Here is an 18637-nt window from a genome sequence, read left to right as displayed (position 1 = left end):
TAATAATTATGAAAAATATAATATTAATTTTAGTAGGAATATTCATAATAATTATAGAAAATAGTATTGTGAATTATATAGATATATTTGATATAAGCCTAAATATGTCTATTGTATATATAACTATTATTTCTTTATTTGTTAAAAGAAATGAAGGAGCTTTAATAGGGTTAGTACTTGGCATTTTAAAGGATGCATTAATTGGAAAATTTATAGGGGTTAATGCTCTTGTATTTTTTGTTATAGGATATGTATACGGAATATTAGAAGATAAGATATTCAAACATAATGTTACAACTATATTAATACTAACATTTTTTTCTTCCTTATTTGAGTCTCTTATAAACTGTATTTTATTAAAAAGCTTATTTGCAAGTGAAAAAATACTGTTTTCTTTGATCAAAGGAGTTGTTTTTATACCTACTTTAAACATGCTGTTTGCTTTGGTCATATATAAAGTTTTAATAGATTTTGTAAAAAAAATAGACAATATTTAGTGGTGATTATATGGTAAATAAAAAAATTAAGGATAGATATGATGTTTTAAGAGTTTCTTTTGTTGTCATATTTTCTATTATTATATTAAAACTAGGATATATGACAATTATAAAGGGTGATTACTATTTTGAACAAGCTCAAAACAAGGTATATAAAAAAATACTAGTAGAAGGCCCTAGAGGAGAAATAAGGGATAGGTATGGAAGATTGCTTGCTGGAAATAGAGCATCTTTTACTGTTCAACTCCTTAAAAATGAAATAGAAAAAGCCAATGCAAATGAAGTTGGTCAAAGAGTTATAAATGTTTTAGAGAAAAATGGAGAAAAGTACATAGATGAATTCCCTATAATAAGGCAAAATGGACAGTTTGCATATACTTATGATAAAAACATTCAGGAATGGAAAGATAAGTACGATATTCCTGCTAGCTATAATGCAAAAGAAAGTTTTTACCATATAGTAGATGGATTAGTAGATGAAGGAGTTATTAGAGTAGATAATAATACTACTGAATATGACTTACAGAAAATGTTAAATGAAAATGGATATTATCCTCCTATATACGTTTCAAAATGGGAGTTTGCAGAAAATGTTAAAAAAGCTCAATGGTTGTATAGATATAGAATAAAAGAAGAGAATATAAGTGCAGAAGATGCATTTGGTAAATTGAAGGAATATTTTGATGTTTCTGATGATTTAAATAATGATGAAGCTAGAAAAATACTTTTATTTAGAGATTTGCTGAAGTCTCAGGGATATTTGCAGTACCAGCCTATAAAGCTTGCAATTGATGTTAAAAAAGAGACAGTTGCAGAAATAGAGGAACTTGCAATAGAGCTTCCAGGGGTTAGTATAGAAACTGAGCCTATCAGGTATTATCCAAATGAAAATTTAGCATCTCATATACTTGGACAAATAGGTAAAATATCTCAACAAACAGAAATAGATACTTATACTACAGATAAAGGATATAGTATAAGTGATATGATAGGAAAAACTGGTATTGAAAAAACGTTTGAAGATAAGCTCCATGGAGAAAAAGGATTTAAAAAAGTTGTAGTTGATTCAGCTGGAAGGCTAATAGAGAAGATAGAGATACAGTCTCCTAAAGCTGGAGATACTGTTTACTTAACAATAGACAAGGATTTACAGAAAGTAGCAGAAGATTCTCTTGAAAAATTATTAAAAACAATACAGGTTGGAGGAACATATGAAAGTCCTTGGGGAAATTATAGATTAAACGACGGTAAAAAAATATATAATAAAGCTACTTCAGGTGCTGTTGTTGCACTTGATGTTAAAACTGGAGAGGTTCTAGCTATGGCTAGTTATCCAGATTACGATCCTAATTTATTTGCAACGGGTATAACGACTGAGGATATGAACAGCCTTCTTCCTAAAAATAAAAATAATCCACTAGCAGCTAAACCTCTTTACAATATAGCAACAATGACTTTTGTTCAGCCTGGTTCTGTATTTAAGATGATAACTGGACTTGCTGCTATAGATAATGGTCTAGATCCAAATTATGAAATATATGATAAAGGGCGTATAATGCTTGGAAATAAGTCATTTGGATGTTGGATATGGAATGAAAGAAGAGGAAGTCATGGAGCTACAAATTTATACAAAGCAATAGAGCAGTCTTGCAACTATTATATGTACAGTGTAAGTGTGGGATATGATTATGCTAAAGAAAAACCTCTTCCTGTTAAAATGAATGTAGATGAGATACTTAGATATGCAAGATTATTTGGACTTGATGAAAAAACTGGAATTGAAATAGAAGAAATTCCTGGTAAGGTTCCCAACCCAGAAGATAAATTTGAAACTACTAAAAGATCTCTTAAATATGCTCTTGATAGAAAACTCAAAACTTACTTTGACGATATAACTGGTGAAGATAATCAAGAATATGAAAAAAGAATAGGTAAAATAGTTAGTTGGATGGCCGAAAATCCAGGTAGAGGCACTTTGTTAAAGAGACTAGAAGATTTACACATAAAAGAAGATAAAGTAGCCGAAGTTGCTGATTTAATTAAGTATAGTTATTTTAATCAAGCTAAGTGGACTACAGGAGATACATTTAATATATCTATAGGTCAAGGTGCAAATTCATATACACCACTTCAAATGGCAAATTATATATCTGGACTTGTCAATGGAGGATATAAGAATAAAGTTACTGTAGTTGATAAAATAGAGTCTTATGATAAAATGAATATAGATAAAGTTGATCTTGAAAGAGAAAAAATACCTTTAAATGATAACTCAAACTTGGAAGAAATTAAAAAGGCTATGTTAAGAGTTACTCAGCAGGGAACTGCGAAAAAGGTATTTGGTCAATTTCCTGTTAAGGTTGGGGCAAAAACTGGTACTGCACAAAAAAGTGGTAGAATTCCAACTGCTGATGAAGTTGAATATTTAATTTCTCATATGTCAAGTTATGGGGTTAACACTCAGGAAGCTTTAGCTCTTGCAGATGAGTATGAAAAAGCAGAAGATAGTAAGTACAGCAAGGATTATTATATAAGAAAAGCTTTGTACAAGCTAAATCCACGTCTTACTTATGATGAAATAAATAGATTTAAGGACACTTATGATAACTTTGCTTGGTTTGTGTCGTTTGCACCTTATGATGATCCTGAAATAGCTGTTGTATCACTTATATTCCAAGGTGGACATGGAGGGTATGCAGCTCCGGTAGCTAGGGATATAATGGTTGAGTATTTTGGACTTACAAAGAATGAAGATGATTATGACGTTAAAGAAAAACTAAATATAAAGGAAGAATTAAAACGATAAAAAGAAGGATTTATATAGTTTTTGAAGAATAATAAAAATATATAATCTTTTGGAGGAAATCATATGGCTTTAGGAGATGTAATAGAATTTAAAGGAAATAAAAGAAATTTAAAAAGAGATAATGTAGAATTTAAAGGAAGTAAAAAAGGCTTAGTCATAAATATAAAAAATTGTGATGACTTTGAAACAGTTAAACAAGAAATAATGCAAAAAATTGAATGCGCTGGAAGATTTTTTATAGGAGCAAAAATAGCTTCTGTCAATAGTGATACAATTACAGATCTTCAGCAAATAGAGCTTAAAGAAGTTATAAGTAATAAATTTCAAATAGAATTTGTGGAAGAAGAATCAATATTTGATGGAATAAATGAAGGTCAAACTAAATTTGTTAAAACTACTTTAAGATCTGGAATGAAGATTGAGTTTAAAGGAAATGTAGTTGTTATAGGAGATGTAAATCCAGGAGCTCAAATAGTAGCTTATGGTAATGTCATTATAATGGGATGCTTAAGAGGAGTTGTTCATGCAGGCGCTAATGGAAATAAAGATGCCTTTGTTGTTGCATATGATTTAAATCCTATGCAACTTAGGATTGATAATTTAATATCTATAGCTCCTGATGAAGAATTTCAAAAGCCTAATTATCCTGAAATAGCCTTTATAAAGGATAATTTCATAGTAATAGAGCCATATTTAAATAAAAGATAGTTAATATGCACGAATGGGGGTAGTATTGTGGGTGAAGTTATTGTAATTACATCAGGGAAAGGTGGAGTTGGAAAGACTACGACTAGTGCTAACTTAGGAACAGCTCTTAGCCTTTCTGGTAAAAAAACTGTAGTGGTTGATGCTGATATTGGTCTTAGAAATTTAGATGTTGTAATGGGTCTTGAAAATAGAATTGTTTATGATATTGTAGATGTAGTTGAAGGGACTTGTAGGTTAAAGCAAGCACTTATAAAGGATAAGAGATTTGAAAATTTATATCTTTTACCTGCTGCTCAAACTAGAGATAAAAATGCCATAACTCCAGAACAGATGAAGAAGCTTTGTGATTCATTAAAAGAATCATTTGATTATGCATTAATTGATTGTCCTGCGGGAATTGAGCAAGGATTTAAAAATGCAATAGCTGGAGCAGATAGAGCATTAGTAGTTACAACTCCTGAAGTGTCTGCGGTTAGAGATGCAGATAGAATAATAGGACTTTTAGAGGCTAATGAAATACATGATCCAGAACTAATAATCAACAGAATAAGACTTGAGATGGTTAAGCGCGGAGATATGATGGATATGGAAGATATAATAGATATATTAGCTATAGATTTATTGGGAGTTATACCTGATGATGAAAGTGTTATAATATCTACTAATAAAGGGGAACCTGCTGTTACTGATTCTAAATCATTAGCTGGACAAGCGTATAGAAATGTTTGTCAAAGAATAATGGGTGAACAAGTTCCGTTTTTAAGTATGGAGACACAAGATTCTTTTATGAATAAGTTGAAAAAAATATTTGGCATTGCTAGATAGGGGGGGAAGCTTTGTTAGATTTATTTAAGATGTTTGGAAATGAATCTAAGACTAGCAAGAATGTAGCAAAAGAAAGGCTTAAATTAGTGCTGGTTCATGATAGAGTAGATTGTTCTTCCAAATTTCTAGATATGATAAAAGGAGACATTATAAATGTTATATCTGAATACATAGAAATTGATGAAAGTGGCTTAGAGGTTAGAGTTGCAAAGTCAAGAAATTCAGATGATGATGCTCCTATGTCTGCACTTGTTGCAAACATACCGATAAGAAAAGTAAAAGAAGGAATAAGATAAAAATATTATTGGGGAATCCGTATAGGATTTCCCAATAATATTTTTATGGACAAGAAAATTGTATAATTTTCAAATTATGTATAACATTAGTGAAATAACTACATTTGCAACTATTTTTAAGCAACAGAGTCGGAAGATTTGTTGGCGCCATGAGTCAGCGCGCAGCGACTAGACTAATTTTTTTAAGTAGGTGAAGACATTGAAGATAGAATTAAAAATGTTTAAGGATATTGATTGGATATTAGTTGCCACTGTAATAGCAATATTTTCAATAGGAATGGTTATTATAAGTAGTGCAACACATGTTAATGATTCAGGAAGTTTTAGACAGCTTAAAGTGCAAGCTTTATCATTTGTGATAGGTTTGGTTGTAATATTTGTTATGCTATTGTTTGACTATAATAATATAGGAAAATACCATAAGTATATATATGGGTTCAATATATTTTTGCTATTAGCGGTTTATATTCCCGGTTTAGGGGTGTCTCATGCAGGTGCTACTTCATGGATTAAATTAGGACCAATAGATATTCAAACATCAGAAATAGTTAAGTTAGGGTTTATAATAAGCTTTGCTAAATTTTTGGAAAATAAAAAAAATAAGTTAAACACATTTAAAGATTTGTTACCTATAATCGCATATGCAGCACCTATATTGTTGTTGATTTTAAAACAACCCGATTTAGGAACTGCAATAGTATTTATATCTATAATATTTGGTATGACATTTGTTTCGGGACTTAATTATAAGATAATAGCTTATACGTCCATTACTGCTATAGTATCTATACCTATAGTATATAATTTTTTAAAACCGCATCAAAGAGTTAGAATAGATGCTTTTTTACATCCCGGGGATCCGAAATACCCTGGAAATTATCAGGTTATTCAGTCTATGGTAGCAATAGGATCTGGAAAGATATTTGGAAAAGGTCTTTTTAAAGGAACTCAAAATCAATATAATTTCCTTCCTGTACAGGAAACAGATTTTATATTCGCTGTATTAGGAGAAGAATTAGGCTTAATCGGTGGAGTTGTATTAGCACTGTTGTTTTCCTTGTTTTTAAATAGAATACTTAAAATAGCAAAGAATGCAAAGGATTTTTATGGAACTTTAATAACAATAGGCGTATTATTTATGTTCTTGTATCAAATTATTCAAAATATAGGAATGGCTATAGGACTTATGCCTGTTACTGGAGTTACTCTTCCTTTTGTTAGTTATGGTGGGAGTTCTTTGGTTACTAGTATGATGGCTCTTGGTATAGTATTAAATGTATCTATGAGAAGAAAAAAGATAAACTTTTAAAGGAAGTGTATATATATGAATATAGCTTTAATAGCTCATGACAGGAAAAAAGAAACTATGGTTAATTTTACAATAGCATATAAAGATATATTAGAAAAACACAATTTGTATGCTACTGGAACTACAGGACTTAGAATTCAAGAGGGATCTGGACTTCAAGTAAATAGATTTTTATCTGGGCCATTAGGAGGAGACCAACAAATCGGTGCAAAAATTGCAGAAGAAGATATGGATTTAGTTATATTTTTAAGAGATGCATTAGAGTCTCAGCCTCATGAGCCAGATATACAAGCTTTAATAAGGTTGTGCGATGTACATTATGTTCCAGTAGCTACTAACTTAGCAAGTGCTGAGATATTTATAAAAGCTATTGAAAGAGGAGATTTAGATTGGAGAAGTGTAAGAAAAACTAACATGTTCAAATAATTAAGCAAAAATATGCTATCTAGATTCTAGATAGCATATTTTTTTTGCATATAAATAGATATTTAATCATATTTATTAGTGTAAAGGAAAAACTTAATTATTTGCATGAATAGAGGCCGCAGGAAAAAGGGTAATTTTTAATTTTAAGGAGAAGAACCTCTGATATTAAAGATGAATGGTTTTCTTGCCGAAAGAATTTGTTTGTTCTTAAATGAGTTCTTGGGTACAAAGTGCATAGCTTTGTAACTGTCATTTATATTATGATGTGCTATTTATGTGGTGGGAATAAAGATTTTCATTGCGTAAATTAGCACTATTTTAAAGCGTTGAAAATAATTATTTTCAACGCTTTTTATCGCTAAGTAAATTATAAAGAAAGTAAATTTTTTAAACAAAAAGGGGGATGAATTATGGATGTTTTGATAAGAGTTAGAATGAGCTTACATGATGCACATTATGGAGGAAACTTAGTTGATGGAGCAAAGATGCTTCAGCTATTTGGAGATGTAGCTACAGAACTTTTGATTAGAAATGATGGAGATGAAGGTCTTTTTAAAGCATATGACAATGTTGAGTTTTTAGCACCTGTCTATGCGGGTGACTATATAGAGGCATATGGGCGTATAGTGAGTGAAGGCAATTCTTCTAGAAAGATGATATTTGAAGCTAGAAAGGTTGCAGTTCAAAGACCAGATATAAATGATTCTGCTGCAGATATACTAGATGATCCTATAGTTGTGTGTAGAGCAAGTGGAACTTGTGTTGTTCCAAAAGATAAGCAGAGAAGATAAGGAGGTAAAATATGGATAAGTTAATTATAACTGCAGCTATATGTGGTGCAGAGGTTACAAAGGCTCATAACCCTACGGTTCCGTATACTGTTAAAGAGATAGGAGATGAAGCGCAAAGGGCTTATGAAGCTGGAGCCAGTATAATACATCTGCATGTAAGAGAAGATAATGGACAACCAACTCAAAATATAGAAAGATTTAGAGCTTGTATAAATGAGATTAAAAATAGATGCCCAGACGTTATAATACAACCGTCTACTGGTGGCGCAGTTGGTATGAGTAATGAAGAAAGACTTCAACCTATATATTTGGATCCAGAAATGGCAACACTTGATTGTGGAACATGTAATTTTGGAGGAGACGATATATTTGTAAATTCTGAAAACACGATTAAAGAGTTTGCAATTAAAATGAAAGAGATTAATATAAAGCCTGAAATAGAAGTATTTGACAAAGGTATGATAGATACAGCTATAAGGCTTTTTAAGAAAGGATATATAGATGACAATATGCATTTTAACTTTGTTATGGGAGTTAATGGAGGAATAAGTGCAAGTTGTAGAGATTTATTATTTTTAAAGGGAAGTATACCTAAAAATGCGACTTTTACTGTTGCTGGAATTGGAAGATATGAATTTGAAATGGCAGCTCTATCAATACTTTTAGGCGGTCATGTTAGAGTTGGGTTTGAAGATAATGTGTACATATCAAAAGGTGTTTTAGCTAAGTCAAATGCAGAGTTAGTTGAAAAGGCAGTTAAAATATCTAAAGTATTAGGAAGAGAGATAGCTTCTTGTGATGAAGCTAGAAAAATACTTAAACTCAAGGGGTGAGAATATGAATAAGGTAGTTGATGTAGATTCTTTAAAAAGCTTATTCAAAGATGGAATTACTATTATGATAGGTGGATTCTTAGGATGTGGAACACCAGAGAAACTGATTGATCTATTAATAGATATGAATATAAAAGATTTGACTATTATAGGTAATGATACAAGTTTTGTTGACAAAGGGATTGGAAGACTTATTGCTAATAATCAAGTAAAAAAAGTTATAGCATCTCATATAGGAACTAATGCTGAAACGGGAAGATTGATGAATGAGGGAAAAATGGAGGTTGAATTATCTCCACAGGGGACTTTGATTGAAAGAATAAGAGCTGGTGGGTTTGGCCTTGGAGGTGTACTTACTGAGACTGGGATTGGAACTTTAGTAGAAGAAAATAAGCAGAAAATAAATATACATGAAAAAGAATATTTGTTAGAGCTTCCTCTTAAGGCTGATATAGGTCTGATTAAGGGAAGTGTCGTAGATGAATTTGGGAATACATATTACAAAGGAACTACTAAAAACTTTAATCCTATGATAGCCATGGCTTCAGATAAAGTTATTGTAGAAGCACAGTCTTTAGTAGATACAGGAGAGATAAATCAAGAATCAGTAATGACACCAGGGGTTTTGATTGATTACATAGTCAAAGGAGATGAATAGATTTATGATAGATCCAAAAGAAGCTAAGGAAATAATTGCGAAAAGAGTAGCTAAGGAGTTAAATGATGGACAATTGGTGAATTTAGGAATAGGTCTTCCAACTAAGGTTGTAAATTATATACCTGATAATATTAATGTTACATTCCAATCTGAAAATGGAATGGTTGGAATGGGAAGATTAGTTAGAGATGAAGGTATAGATGAGAATATAACTAATGCAGGGGGACAGTTTGTTTCTATACTAAATGAAGGAGCATTCTTCGATAGTTCTATGTCGTTTGGATTAATAAGAGGAGGACATGTAGATGTTACTGTTTTAGGAGCTCTTCAGGTTGATGAAAAAGGAAATCTTGCAAATTGGATAATTCCCGGGAAATTAGTTCCTGGTATGGGTGGAGCTATGGACTTAGTAGTAGGAGCAAAAAAAGTTATAGTGGCAATGATACATACAGCAAAAGGAAAGCCAAAAATACTAAAAGAGTGTAGTCTTCCATTTACGGCAAAAGGAGTAGTTGATTTGATTGTTACTGAATATGGGGTTATAGAGGTTACAAATGAGGGACTTGTATTAAAAGAGATAAATAAAGATATTACAGTTGAGCAAATACAAGAATTAACTGATGCGAATCTTAAAATTTCAGAAAATTTAAAATATATGAACTAAATTAAAGGGGGATAAACTATGAAATTATGTAAATATGGAACACACAGAGTAATTGAGCCAAAAGAAGTTTTGCCACAACCAGCAAATAGAATATCTAATGATATGAATATATACGATAATGAGATACTAATAGATGTTGATGCTCTTAATATAGATTCTGCAAGTTTTACTCAAATAGAAGAAGAATGCTCAGGAAATGTAGAAAAAATAAAATCTAGAATACTTCAAATAGTAAATGAAAAAGGAAAAATGCAAAATCCAGTAACAGGATCAGGTGGAATGCTAATTGGAAGAGTTGAAAAAATAGGGGACAGTGTAAGTGATAAAGTAGATTTGAAAGAAGGGGACAAAATAGCAACACTAGTTTCACTTTCTTTAACTCCACTTAAAATAGATGAAATTATAGACATAAAGCCTGAAATAGATAGAGTTGAAATAAAAGGAAAGGCTATATTGTTTGAAAGTGGCATATATTCAGTCTTACCAGATGATATGGAGGAAACTCTAGCTCTTGCAGCTCTTGATGTAGCTGGAGCACCTGCACAGACTAGAAAATTAGCTAAAAAGGGAGAGACGGTACTTATATTAGGTGCTGCTGGAAAATCAGGATTACTTTGTTGTTATGAAGCTAAAAAAGCTGTTGGTCAAAATGGAAAGGTTATAGGGCTTGTAAGAAATCAAAAAAGCAAAGATCTTCTCAACTATACTGGATTTTGCAATGAAATAGTAGTTGCAGATGCTAAAAATCCAACTCAGGTTTTAAATGAAGTATTAAGAGTTAATGATGGAAAAGAAGTAGACATATCTATTAACTGCGTAAACGTAGAGAATACAGAAATGTCTAGCATATTACCAGTTAGAGATGAAGGTATAGTATATTTCTTCTCAATGGCAACAAGCTTTACAAAAGCAGCACTTGGGGCAGAAGGTGTAGGCAAAGATGTAACTATGATAATAGGTAATGGATATACCAAAAAACATGCTGATATAACATTAGAAGATTTAAGAGAGTGTGACACACTTAGAAACATATTTAAGGATTTATATGCTTAAAGTAAATTTAAATATATATAAGGGTATAGAAGGGGGATATTATGAAAAATAGTAGAAGGTTTGAGTTATTTGAAAATGTTACAGATGAGCAGTGGAATGACTGGAAATGGCAGTTAAAAAACAGAATAGAGACAGTTGATGAACTAAAAAAATATATACCTTTAACAGAGGAAGAAGAAAAAGGTGCCATTAAGTGTCTTGGAACTCTAAGAATGTCTATAACACCATATTATTTATCTTTAATAGATATCAATGACGTGAATGATCCTATAAGAAGGCAAGCAGTTCCAACATCGCTTGAACTTCATGAATCTGATGCTGATTTACTCGACCCTCTGCATGAAGACGAAGACTCTCCTGTTGAAGGATTAACTCATAGATATCCAGATAGAGCTCTTTTATTAGTAACAGATCAATGTTCTATGTACTGTAGACATTGTACAAGAAGAAGATTTGCAGGTCAAAACGATTGTACCCTTCCTATGAAACAAATAGATAAAGCTATTGATTATATAAAAGAAACACCTCAGATAAGAGATGTATTATTATCTGGTGGAGATGCTTTATTAATATCTAATGACAAACTTGAATATATAATCAAGAGATTAAGGGAAATACCTCATGTTGAAATAGTTAGAATAGGATCTAGAGCGCCTGTTGTTATGCCACAAAGAATAACTGAAGACCTAGTAAACATGCTTAAAAAATATCATCCTATTTGGTTGAATACTCATTTTAATCATCCTAATGAGATAACTCCAGAATCTAAAAAAGCATGTGAGATGCTAGCAGATGCAGGTATACCTCTTGGAAACCAATCGGTTCTATTAAGAGGGGTAAACGACTGTGTTCATTTGATGAAAAAACTTGTAAATGAATTAGTAAAAATAAGGGTTAGACCATATTATATATATCAATGTGATTTATCTATGGGACTTGAGCATTTTAGAACTAGTGTATCAAAGGGAATAGAAATAATTGAAGGATTAAGAGGGCATACATCGGGATACTGTGTACCTACATTTGTAGTTGATGCTCCTGGAGGTGGAGGAAAGACACCTGTTATGCCAAACTATGTAATTTCTCAAAGCAATAACAAGGTAATACTTAGAAACTTCGAAGGAGTAATTACAACATACCAAGAGCCAGATAGTTATATTCCATCATGTTCATGTGATGTTTGCAAATCAGGCAAAAAAGTAGAACTGGTAGGAGTTTCAGGTCTTTTAAATAATCAAAAGATGGCACTTGAACCAGAAGGCCTTGAGAGAAAGTTAAGAGGTCATAAAAATCATGAAGAATCTAATAAAAACTCTTAAAAATTATAATAGTATATCCATAATAGGCATGGATAAAAATGTTGGTAAAACTACAACTTTAAATTATATATTGAGTAAAACCAAGGGTAAAACAACCCTTGGTCTTACTTCAATAGGTAGAGATGGAGAAGAAAAAGATGTAGTTACAAGCACTCATAAGCCACAAATATACATTTCTAAAGGTACGTTTATTGCAACTAGTAAAATGTGTTTTTTAAGTAGTGATGTAACAAAGGAAATATTAAATACTACAGGTATAAATACTCCTATGGGACAGGTTATATTATTTAAATCTTTAAGTGATGGATATATAGAATTAGCTGGAGCATCTTCTAATAAAGATATAAAGACTATATGTGATAGCCTTATAAAACTGGGGGCTGAACTTGTATTAGTAGATGGAGCCTTATCTAGAAAGACTTTTGCATCTCCATCTATTACAGATGCGACAATACTTTGCACAGGTGCTTGCGTATCTAAAAGTATGAATGACGTTGTGAATAAGACTGTACACACTGTCAAAACTCTGTCTTTAGGTATGGAAGAAGATAAGAATATATTAAAGACTGCAAATAGCATATCAAAGGTCGGGATTATATATAAAAACTTAGAATTTAAAGATTTAAACTTATTAACTTCAATAGACTCATCAAAATATATAGTACAAAATCTAAATGAAAGTGCAACTCATATAGTTATAAAAGGTCTACTTCTTGATAAGTTAATTCAAGATATAATGAAATCTACTGATTTATATAATGGGATAACTATATTAATACAAGATGCTACTAAGTCGTTTGTGAGTGAGAGTACAATGTATAGATTCTTAAAAACGGGTGGAAGTATAAAAGTTATAAACAAAATAAACTTAATAGGAATAAGTGTGAATCCTAAATCAATATATGGATATGAATTTGATAAAAATAAATTCTTACAAAAAATAAGAACACAAGTTGAACTACCTGTATTTGACGTTATCGGAGGTGGCTAATATTAGATTTTTGGATGATAGTCAAAGAGAAGTGATAGGTTTTAATTATATAATGAGAAATTTAGATGTTTCAACACCTTATGGATTACAGATGAAAAAGGATGTAAAGACTTATAAAAAAAATCAAAAAGATATTCTAATAAAAGAATTAAACTACATAGAAACTATGAAAGAAAGCTTTACAAAGAATAAAGATTATCATATGAAAATAGATAATTTACTATATAAATTTAAAGATATAAGAAAGTCTCTTAAAAGGTGTGAAAGATCAAATGTTTTAGATGAGGTTGAAATATTTGAGATAAAATGCTTTTGCATTTTGATTGAGGAGTTAATAGATATATATAAAGAAATGGATATAAATATATATGATATAAACTTTAAATCACCAGATAAGATAATAGATTTATTGGATCCAGAAAAAAGAAGAATACCTACATTTTACATATACGATTCATATAGTGATAATTTAAGAAAAATAAGATATAGAAAACGGGAAATAGAGCAGAAAATATTTAATCAAATAGATGAAGAAATAATATACAACTTAAAGGAAGAAAGATTAGGAATTGTAATACTTGAGGAAAAAGAAGAACTAAGAATAAAGAAATATTTATCAGATGAAATAAATAAATTTGTAGATGATATAAAAATCAACATAAATTCTTTAGCAAAACTTGATTTTTTGATAGGAAAAGCAAAATTAGCACTTAAGTATGAATCAGTAAAGCCTGAAATTTGTGATGATATGAATATAATCATAGAGGAGAGTATAAATCCATATGTAAAAGATATTGTTGAAAAAAACAATAAAAAATTCGTACCTATAAGCATAGATTTGAACAGCGGATCAACAGTAATAACTGGAGCTAATATGGGGGGAAAGAGTATTAGTTTAAATACTATAGTATTGAATTTGATGCTTGGACAAATGGGGTTCTTTGTATTCTGCAAAAAAGCTGTATTCCCAATACTAGATTTTATATATTTTATATCTGATGACATGCAATCTGTTACTAAGGGACTTAGTACATTCGGAGCTGAAATACATAAGTTAAAAGAAGTTGTAGAGTCTATAAAAAGAGGAAATGGATTTGTTGCTCTTGATGAATTTGCAAGAGGTACAAACCCAAAGGAAGGATCTATATTAGTAAAATCTGTTTGTGAGTATCTAGAAAATTTTAAGAGTATAAGCATAATATCTACTCATTATGATGGCGTTGTGGATTATAATACAGTTCATTATCAAGTTATAGGACTTAAAGATGTAGATTTTGATTCATTAAAATATAAAATTTATTTGAATAAATCAAGATCTATACAAATAATACAGGACAATATGGATTACAGGTTAGAAAAAGTTACAAGTGATTGTGAGGTTCCAAAGGATGCACTAAATATATCTATTCTTATGGGGCTTGAAGAATCAATAGTTAATATAGCAAAAAAATACTATTAAATAATTGCTGGGGGGATGAAAATAAATGAAAAGCAAAGTTAATTTAAACTGGGAGGTTGTAGATAAAGCTAGGCAGTGTGCAAAAAATATAGCAAATGATGTGCAAAACTTTATAAACGGTCATACTACAGTGGCAGTTGAGAGAACTGTGTGTAGGTTATTAGGAATAGATGGGGTTGATGAATACGGTGTACCTCTTTCGAATATAGTTGTAGACAGTATAAAAAGTCAGAATATGTTATCTTTAGGGGCTGCTTTATTTGTTGGAAATGCAATGTTAACTTATGAAATAAGCGCACAAGAGGTAGCAAATAGAATTAGCAAAAAGGAAATGGATATAACTAAAATTCCTATTCATGATTTGTTCGATATAAAGATGAGTTTAGTACCTACGATAAAGGCTACTATGGATAAAATAGACGCTAACAAAATGAAAAGAGAAGAGTATTTAAGTAGATTTTCAGATAAGGAAGGACCATATTTATATGTAATAGTGGCTACTGGAAATATATATGAAGATATAATTCAAGCAAAGGCTGCTGCAAAACAAGGAGCGGATATAATAGCAGTTATAAGAACTACTGGTCAAAGTCTACTCGATTATGTACCATATGGTGCAACTACTGAAGGATTTGGAGGAACTTATGCAACTCAAGAAAACTTTAGGCTTATGAGAGCGGCTCTTGATGAGGTTGGAGAAGAGCTTGGAAGATATATAAGAGTTTGTAATTATTGTTCAGGGCTTTGTATGCCAGAAATTGCGGCCATGGGAGCGATTGAAAGATTAGATGTAATGTTAAATGATGCCCTTTATGGAATATTATTTAGAGATATAAATATGAAAAGAACTATGATAGATCAATACTTCTCAAGAGCTATAAATGGATATGCAGGAGTAATTATAAATACAGGTGAAGACAATTATTTGACTACTGCTGATGCCGTAGAAGAAGCTCATACTGTACTTGCATCTCAATTTATAAATGAACAATTTGCTTTGGTTGCAGGACTATCAGAGGAACTTATGGGACTGGGCCATGCTTTTGAAATGAATCCTGATATAAAGGATGGTTTTTTACTAGAACTTGCACAAGCACAAATGGCTAGAGAAATATTCCCTAAGGCTCCGTTAAAATATATGCCACCTACAAAGTTTATGACTGGAAACATATTTAAAGGTCATATACAAGATGCTATGTTTAATATGATAACTATAATGACAAATCAAAAGATACATCTTTTAGGTATGCTAACAGAAGCGTTACACACACCTTTTATGTCAGATAGAGCACTTTCAATAGAAAATGCTAGTTATGTATTCAATGCAATGAGTTCTTTGGGGGAAGAGATAACGTTTAAAAAAGATGGAATAATAGAAAATAGAGCTAATGAGGTATTGAACAAAGCATACGAATTATTAAAAGAAATAGAAGTACAAGGATTATTTAAAACATTGGAGAAAGGAACTTTTGCTGGAATAAAAAGACCTATGGATTCAGGTAAAGGTATTGATGGAGTTATAGAAAAGGACAAAAAATATTTTAATCCATTTATAGATATTATGTTAGGAGGGAAGAGATAATGAGCGGTGGACTTTACTCGATGGATAGTAAGGAGTTTGATAAAACTCTTGATCTAACAAAAATAAAGCCTTATGGAGATACCATGAACGATGGAAAGGTTCAATTAAGCTTTACTCTTCCTGTTAAAGATGATGAAAAGGGTATAGAGTGTGCAAAGATACTTGCTTCAAAAATGGGACTTAGCGATCCATCTGTAGCTTATCATGGTAGTTTAGATAAAGACTTTACATATTATGTTGTATATGGAAGTCTAAATCATACTGTTGATTATACTAGTGTGCATGTTGAAACTGTAGAAGTAGATACAATGTCTATGAAAGAAGTAGATGAATATATAAGAGATAATATAAAGAGAAAAGTAGTGGTTGTAGGAGCTAGTACTGGAACTGATGCTCATACTGTTGGAATAGATGCAATAATGAATATGAAGGGATATGCAGGACACTATGGCCTTGAAAGATACGATATGATAGAAGCCTATAATCTTGGAAGTCAAGTTCCAAATGAAGAGTTCATAAAAAAAGCTATAGAGCTTAAAGCAGACGTGCTTTTAGTATCTCAAACTGTAACTCAAAAAAATGTACATATAGATAATTTAACTAATTTAGTAGAGATATTAGAGGCTGAGGGATTAAGGGATAACGTTGTTTTAATATGTGGAGGAGCTAGAATAGATCATGAATTAGCTAAAGAACTTGGATATGATGCTGGATTTGGTGCTGGAAAATACGCAGATGATGTAGCAACATTTGCAGTTACAGAGATGGTTAATAAAGAAATTGTATAGGGGGGATATTATGGAAAATTTATTATATGAAAAAATTAATGATAATATAGGTATTTTAAAAATAAACAGAGCTAAGTATATGAACAGTTTAAATAGAAATACTTTGACTGAGTTAAATATACTTTTAGATGAAATAGAAGCAGACAAAAATCTTCATGTTTTAATAATATCTGGAGAAGGCGAAAAGGCTTTTGTAGCTGGAGCAGATATTAATCAGATGAAAGATATGGGATGTGTTGAAGCTATGAGATTTTCAAAGCTTGGAAACAATGTATTCAAAAAAATAGAAAACTTACAAATGGTTGTAATAGCTGCTATAAATGGATATTGCTTAGGTGGGGGATTAGAACTTGCACTAGCTTGTGATATTAGAATAGGAAATGAAAAGTCTAAATTTGCTCAACCTGAGGTTGGTCTTGGTATAATTCCAGGATTTGGAGCAACTCAAAGACTATCAAATGTCATAGGGATTTCAAAAGCTAAGGAGATGATATATACAGGGAATATGATAGATTCAAAAGAGGCTTTAAGTTTAGGGATTTTAAATAAAATAGAAGAAGATCCTATAAAAGAATCAATAGAAATGGCAAATAAGATAATAAAGAAAGCTCCTATTGCTGTAAAACAGGCTAAGAAGGCTATTAACTTTGCCTATAATAAAAATCTATACACTGATTATGAGGTTGAATGCTTTGCCTCTTGCTTTAGCACAAGTGATCAAAAAGAGGGAATGGTTGCATTTGATGAAAAGAGAAAGCCAAACTTTGAAAATAAATAGGGGGTAAGTTTTATGAAGATAGGGGTAATAGGAACTGGAACTATGGGAAGTGGAATTGCACAGGTTTTTATAGAAAGAGGATACGATGTTATATTAAATGGAATTAGTGAAAGCGAAATAAAAAACGGACTTAATATTATAGATAAAAATTTAGATAGAAAAGTTAAAAAAGAAAAAATCACATTAAAAGATAAGGAAGATATACTAAAAAGAATCGACACTTGTTTAGAAATCAATGAATTAAAAGAATGTGATATTGTGATTGAAGCTATAGTTGAGAATATAGAGTTAAAAAAAGAATTGTTTAAAAAATTAGATGAAATAGTAAAAGAAGATGCAATACTTGCAACCAATACATCATCTCTTAGCATAACAGAAATAGCCCTTTCAACAAAAAGACCTGATAAGGTAATAGGGATGCATTTTTTCAACCCGGCTCCTGTTATGAAATTAGTTGAAATAATACAAGGAATAGCATCGTCAAAAGAGACTGTAGATAAGGTGAATGAAATATGCATTCAAATAAGTAAGGATTCTGTTATGGTCAAAGAGGCTCCTGGATTTGTAGTTAATAGAATATTGATTCCTATGATTAATGAGGCTATAGGTATTTTAGGTGATGGAATAGCTACTAATGAGGAGATAGATAAAGCTATGAAGCTAGGTGCTGGTCATCCTATGGGACCGCTTGAGTTGTCTGATCTTATAGGAAATGATGTTGTTTTATTCATAATGGAGATACTACATGAAGAATTTGGGGATGACAAATATAGACCACATACTCTTCTTAAAAAGATGGTCAGGGGGAATTTATTGGGAAGAAAAACAAAGAACGGATTTTATAAATATTAAGG

19 protein-coding genes and 1 riboswitch are annotated in these 18637 nt (G+C 31.1%); all 19 genes read left to right on the top strand.

Annotation, left to right across the window (positions count from 1 at the left end):
• Window positions 1–8: 8 nt before the first annotated feature.
• Window positions 9–497 carry a rod shape-determining protein MreD gene (mreD, locus tag M2214_RS11740; protein WP_248478303.1) on the top strand — a complete coding sequence of 163 codons (489 nt, stop codon included), beginning with the start codon at window positions 9–11 and terminating at the stop codon, window positions 495–497.
• 10 nt (window positions 498–507) lie between these two features.
• Window positions 508–3303, top strand: coding sequence for a penicillin-binding transpeptidase domain-containing protein (locus M2214_RS11735; protein ID WP_248478301.1), 2796 nt, complete (start codon window positions 508–510; stop codon window positions 3301–3303).
• A gap of 63 nt (window positions 3304–3366) precedes the next feature.
• A complete protein-coding gene (gene minC, locus M2214_RS11730) occupies window positions 3367–4011 on the top strand; it encodes a septum site-determining protein MinC (RefSeq protein WP_248478299.1) in 645 nt (214 codons plus the stop codon).
• A 27-nt stretch (window positions 4012–4038) separates the two neighbouring features.
• Window positions 4039–4836, top strand: a complete 798-nt coding sequence (gene minD, locus M2214_RS11725; protein WP_248478297.1) for a septum site-determining protein MinD — start codon at window positions 4039–4041, stop codon at window positions 4834–4836.
• Between the two features lie 11 nt (window positions 4837–4847).
• Window positions 4848–5132, top strand: a complete 285-nt coding sequence (gene minE, locus M2214_RS11720) for a cell division topological specificity factor MinE (protein WP_248478289.1) — start codon at window positions 4848–4850, stop codon at window positions 5130–5132.
• 217 nt (window positions 5133–5349) lie between these two features.
• Window positions 5350–6441: a rod shape-determining protein RodA gene (rodA, locus tag M2214_RS11715; protein WP_248484846.1), complete on the top strand. Its 1092-nt coding sequence runs from the start codon at window positions 5350–5352 to the stop codon at window positions 6439–6441.
• Between the two features lie 15 nt (window positions 6442–6456).
• Window positions 6457–6867 (top strand): methylglyoxal synthase, encoded by a 411-nt coding sequence (gene mgsA / locus M2214_RS11710; RefSeq protein WP_248478287.1) that lies wholly within the window; start codon window positions 6457–6459, stop codon window positions 6865–6867.
• A 102-nt stretch (window positions 6868–6969) separates the two neighbouring features.
• Window positions 6970–7146, top strand: a riboswitch (Lysine riboswitch).
• A 131-nt stretch (window positions 7147–7277) separates the two neighbouring features.
• On the top strand, window positions 7278–7658 hold the full coding sequence (gene kal, locus M2214_RS11705) for a 3-aminobutyryl-CoA ammonia lyase (RefSeq protein WP_248478285.1): 381 nt from the start codon (window positions 7278–7280) through the stop codon (window positions 7656–7658).
• An 11-nt stretch (window positions 7659–7669) separates the two neighbouring features.
• Complete coding sequence (gene kce, locus M2214_RS11700; RefSeq protein ID WP_248478276.1) at window positions 7670–8491, top strand: 3-keto-5-aminohexanoate cleavage enzyme; 822 nt, start codon at window positions 7670–7672, stop codon at window positions 8489–8491.
• Between the two features lie 4 nt (window positions 8492–8495).
• Complete coding sequence (locus M2214_RS11695) at window positions 8496–9149, top strand: 3-oxoacid CoA-transferase subunit A (RefSeq protein WP_248478274.1); 654 nt, start codon at window positions 8496–8498, stop codon at window positions 9147–9149.
• A 4-nt stretch (window positions 9150–9153) separates the two neighbouring features.
• On the top strand, window positions 9154–9813 hold the full coding sequence (locus tag M2214_RS11690; RefSeq protein ID WP_248478272.1) for a 3-oxoacid CoA-transferase subunit B: 660 nt from the start codon (window positions 9154–9156) through the stop codon (window positions 9811–9813).
• An 18-nt stretch (window positions 9814–9831) separates the two neighbouring features.
• A complete protein-coding gene (gene kdd, locus M2214_RS11685; RefSeq protein WP_248478270.1) occupies window positions 9832–10866 on the top strand; it encodes an L-erythro-3,5-diaminohexanoate dehydrogenase in 1035 nt (344 codons plus the stop codon).
• A 41-nt stretch (window positions 10867–10907) separates the two neighbouring features.
• Window positions 10908–12185 (top strand): lysine 2,3-aminomutase, encoded by a 1278-nt coding sequence (gene kamA / locus M2214_RS11680; protein ID WP_248478268.1) that lies wholly within the window; start codon window positions 10908–10910, stop codon window positions 12183–12185.
• Window positions 12160–13176 (top strand): lysine 5,6-aminomutase reactivase subunit KamB, encoded by a 1017-nt coding sequence (gene kamB / locus M2214_RS11675; RefSeq protein WP_248478266.1) that lies wholly within the window; start codon window positions 12160–12162, stop codon window positions 13174–13176. The genes kamA and kamB overlap by 26 nt, the downstream gene beginning before the upstream one ends.
• A gap of 10 nt (window positions 13177–13186) precedes the next feature.
• On the top strand, window positions 13187–14635 hold the full coding sequence (gene kamC, locus M2214_RS11670) for a lysine 5,6-aminomutase reactivase ATPase KamC (protein ID WP_248478264.1): 1449 nt from the start codon (window positions 13187–13189) through the stop codon (window positions 14633–14635).
• A gap of 25 nt (window positions 14636–14660) precedes the next feature.
• Window positions 14661–16217 carry a lysine 5,6-aminomutase subunit alpha gene (gene kamD, locus M2214_RS11665; RefSeq protein ID WP_248478262.1) on the top strand — a complete coding sequence of 519 codons (1557 nt, stop codon included), beginning with the start codon at window positions 14661–14663 and terminating at the stop codon, window positions 16215–16217.
• Window positions 16217–17005, top strand: coding sequence for a lysine 5,6-aminomutase subunit beta (gene kamE / locus M2214_RS11660; RefSeq protein ID WP_248478260.1), 789 nt, complete (start codon window positions 16217–16219; stop codon window positions 17003–17005). Before kamD ends, kamE begins: the two co-directional genes overlap by 1 nt.
• 10 nt (window positions 17006–17015) lie before the next feature.
• The gene (locus tag M2214_RS11655) at window positions 17016–17783 is read left to right on the top strand and encodes an enoyl-CoA hydratase-related protein (RefSeq protein WP_248478250.1); all 768 of its coding nucleotides are present in this window, start codon (window positions 17016–17018) and stop codon (window positions 17781–17783) included.
• Window positions 17784–17795: 12 nt separating this feature from the next.
• Complete coding sequence (locus tag M2214_RS11650) at window positions 17796–18635, top strand: 3-hydroxybutyryl-CoA dehydrogenase (protein ID WP_248478248.1); 840 nt, start codon at window positions 17796–17798, stop codon at window positions 18633–18635.
• Window positions 18636–18637 lie beyond the last annotated feature (2 nt).

It is taken from the genome of Tepidibacter aestuarii (genome assembly GCF_934924865.1).
In the GTDB taxonomy this organism is placed as follows: Bacteria; Bacillota; Clostridia; order Peptostreptococcales; family Peptostreptococcaceae; genus Tepidibacter_A; species Tepidibacter_A aestuarii.
This window is presented reverse-complemented; position numbering and strand designations above follow the sequence as displayed.

What these genes read in the sequence shown, in the direction of transcription:
- M2214_RS11690 (WP_248478272.1), top strand. Translation starts at nt 9,154, where the DNA reads ATGATAGATCCAAAAGAAGCTAAGGAAATAATTGCGAAAAGAGTAGCT.
- M2214_RS11650 (WP_248478248.1), top strand. Translation starts at nt 17,796, where the DNA reads ATGAAGATAGGGGTAATAGGAACTGGAACTATGGGAAGTGGAATTGCA.
- M2214_RS11735 (WP_248478301.1), top strand. Translation starts at nt 508, where the DNA reads ATGGTAAATAAAAAAATTAAGGATAGATATGATGTTTTAAGAGTTTCT.
- kamD (WP_248478262.1), top strand. Translation starts at nt 14,661, where the DNA reads ATGAAAAGCAAAGTTAATTTAAACTGGGAGGTTGTAGATAAAGCTAGG.
- kamB (WP_248478266.1), top strand. Translation starts at nt 12,160, where the DNA reads ATGAAGAATCTAATAAAAACTCTTAAAAATTATAATAGTATATCCATA.
- kamE (WP_248478260.1), top strand. Translation starts at nt 16,217, where the DNA reads ATGAGCGGTGGACTTTACTCGATGGATAGTAAGGAGTTTGATAAAACT.
- kal (WP_248478285.1), top strand. Translation starts at nt 7,278, where the DNA reads ATGGATGTTTTGATAAGAGTTAGAATGAGCTTACATGATGCACATTAT.
- rodA (WP_248484846.1), top strand. Translation starts at nt 5,350, where the DNA reads ATGTTTAAGGATATTGATTGGATATTAGTTGCCACTGTAATAGCAATA.
- kce (WP_248478276.1), top strand. Translation starts at nt 7,670, where the DNA reads ATGGATAAGTTAATTATAACTGCAGCTATATGTGGTGCAGAGGTTACA.
- mreD (WP_248478303.1), top strand. Translation starts at nt 9, where the DNA reads ATGAAAAATATAATATTAATTTTAGTAGGAATATTCATAATAATTATA.
- M2214_RS11695 (WP_248478274.1), top strand. Translation starts at nt 8,496, where the DNA reads ATGAATAAGGTAGTTGATGTAGATTCTTTAAAAAGCTTATTCAAAGAT.
- kdd (WP_248478270.1), top strand. Translation starts at nt 9,832, where the DNA reads ATGAAATTATGTAAATATGGAACACACAGAGTAATTGAGCCAAAAGAA.
- mgsA (WP_248478287.1), top strand. Translation starts at nt 6,457, where the DNA reads ATGAATATAGCTTTAATAGCTCATGACAGGAAAAAAGAAACTATGGTT.
- kamA (WP_248478268.1), top strand. Translation starts at nt 10,908, where the DNA reads ATGAAAAATAGTAGAAGGTTTGAGTTATTTGAAAATGTTACAGATGAG.
- M2214_RS11655 (WP_248478250.1), top strand. Translation starts at nt 17,016, where the DNA reads ATGGAAAATTTATTATATGAAAAAATTAATGATAATATAGGTATTTTA.
- minC (WP_248478299.1), top strand. Translation starts at nt 3,367, where the DNA reads ATGGCTTTAGGAGATGTAATAGAATTTAAAGGAAATAAAAGAAATTTA.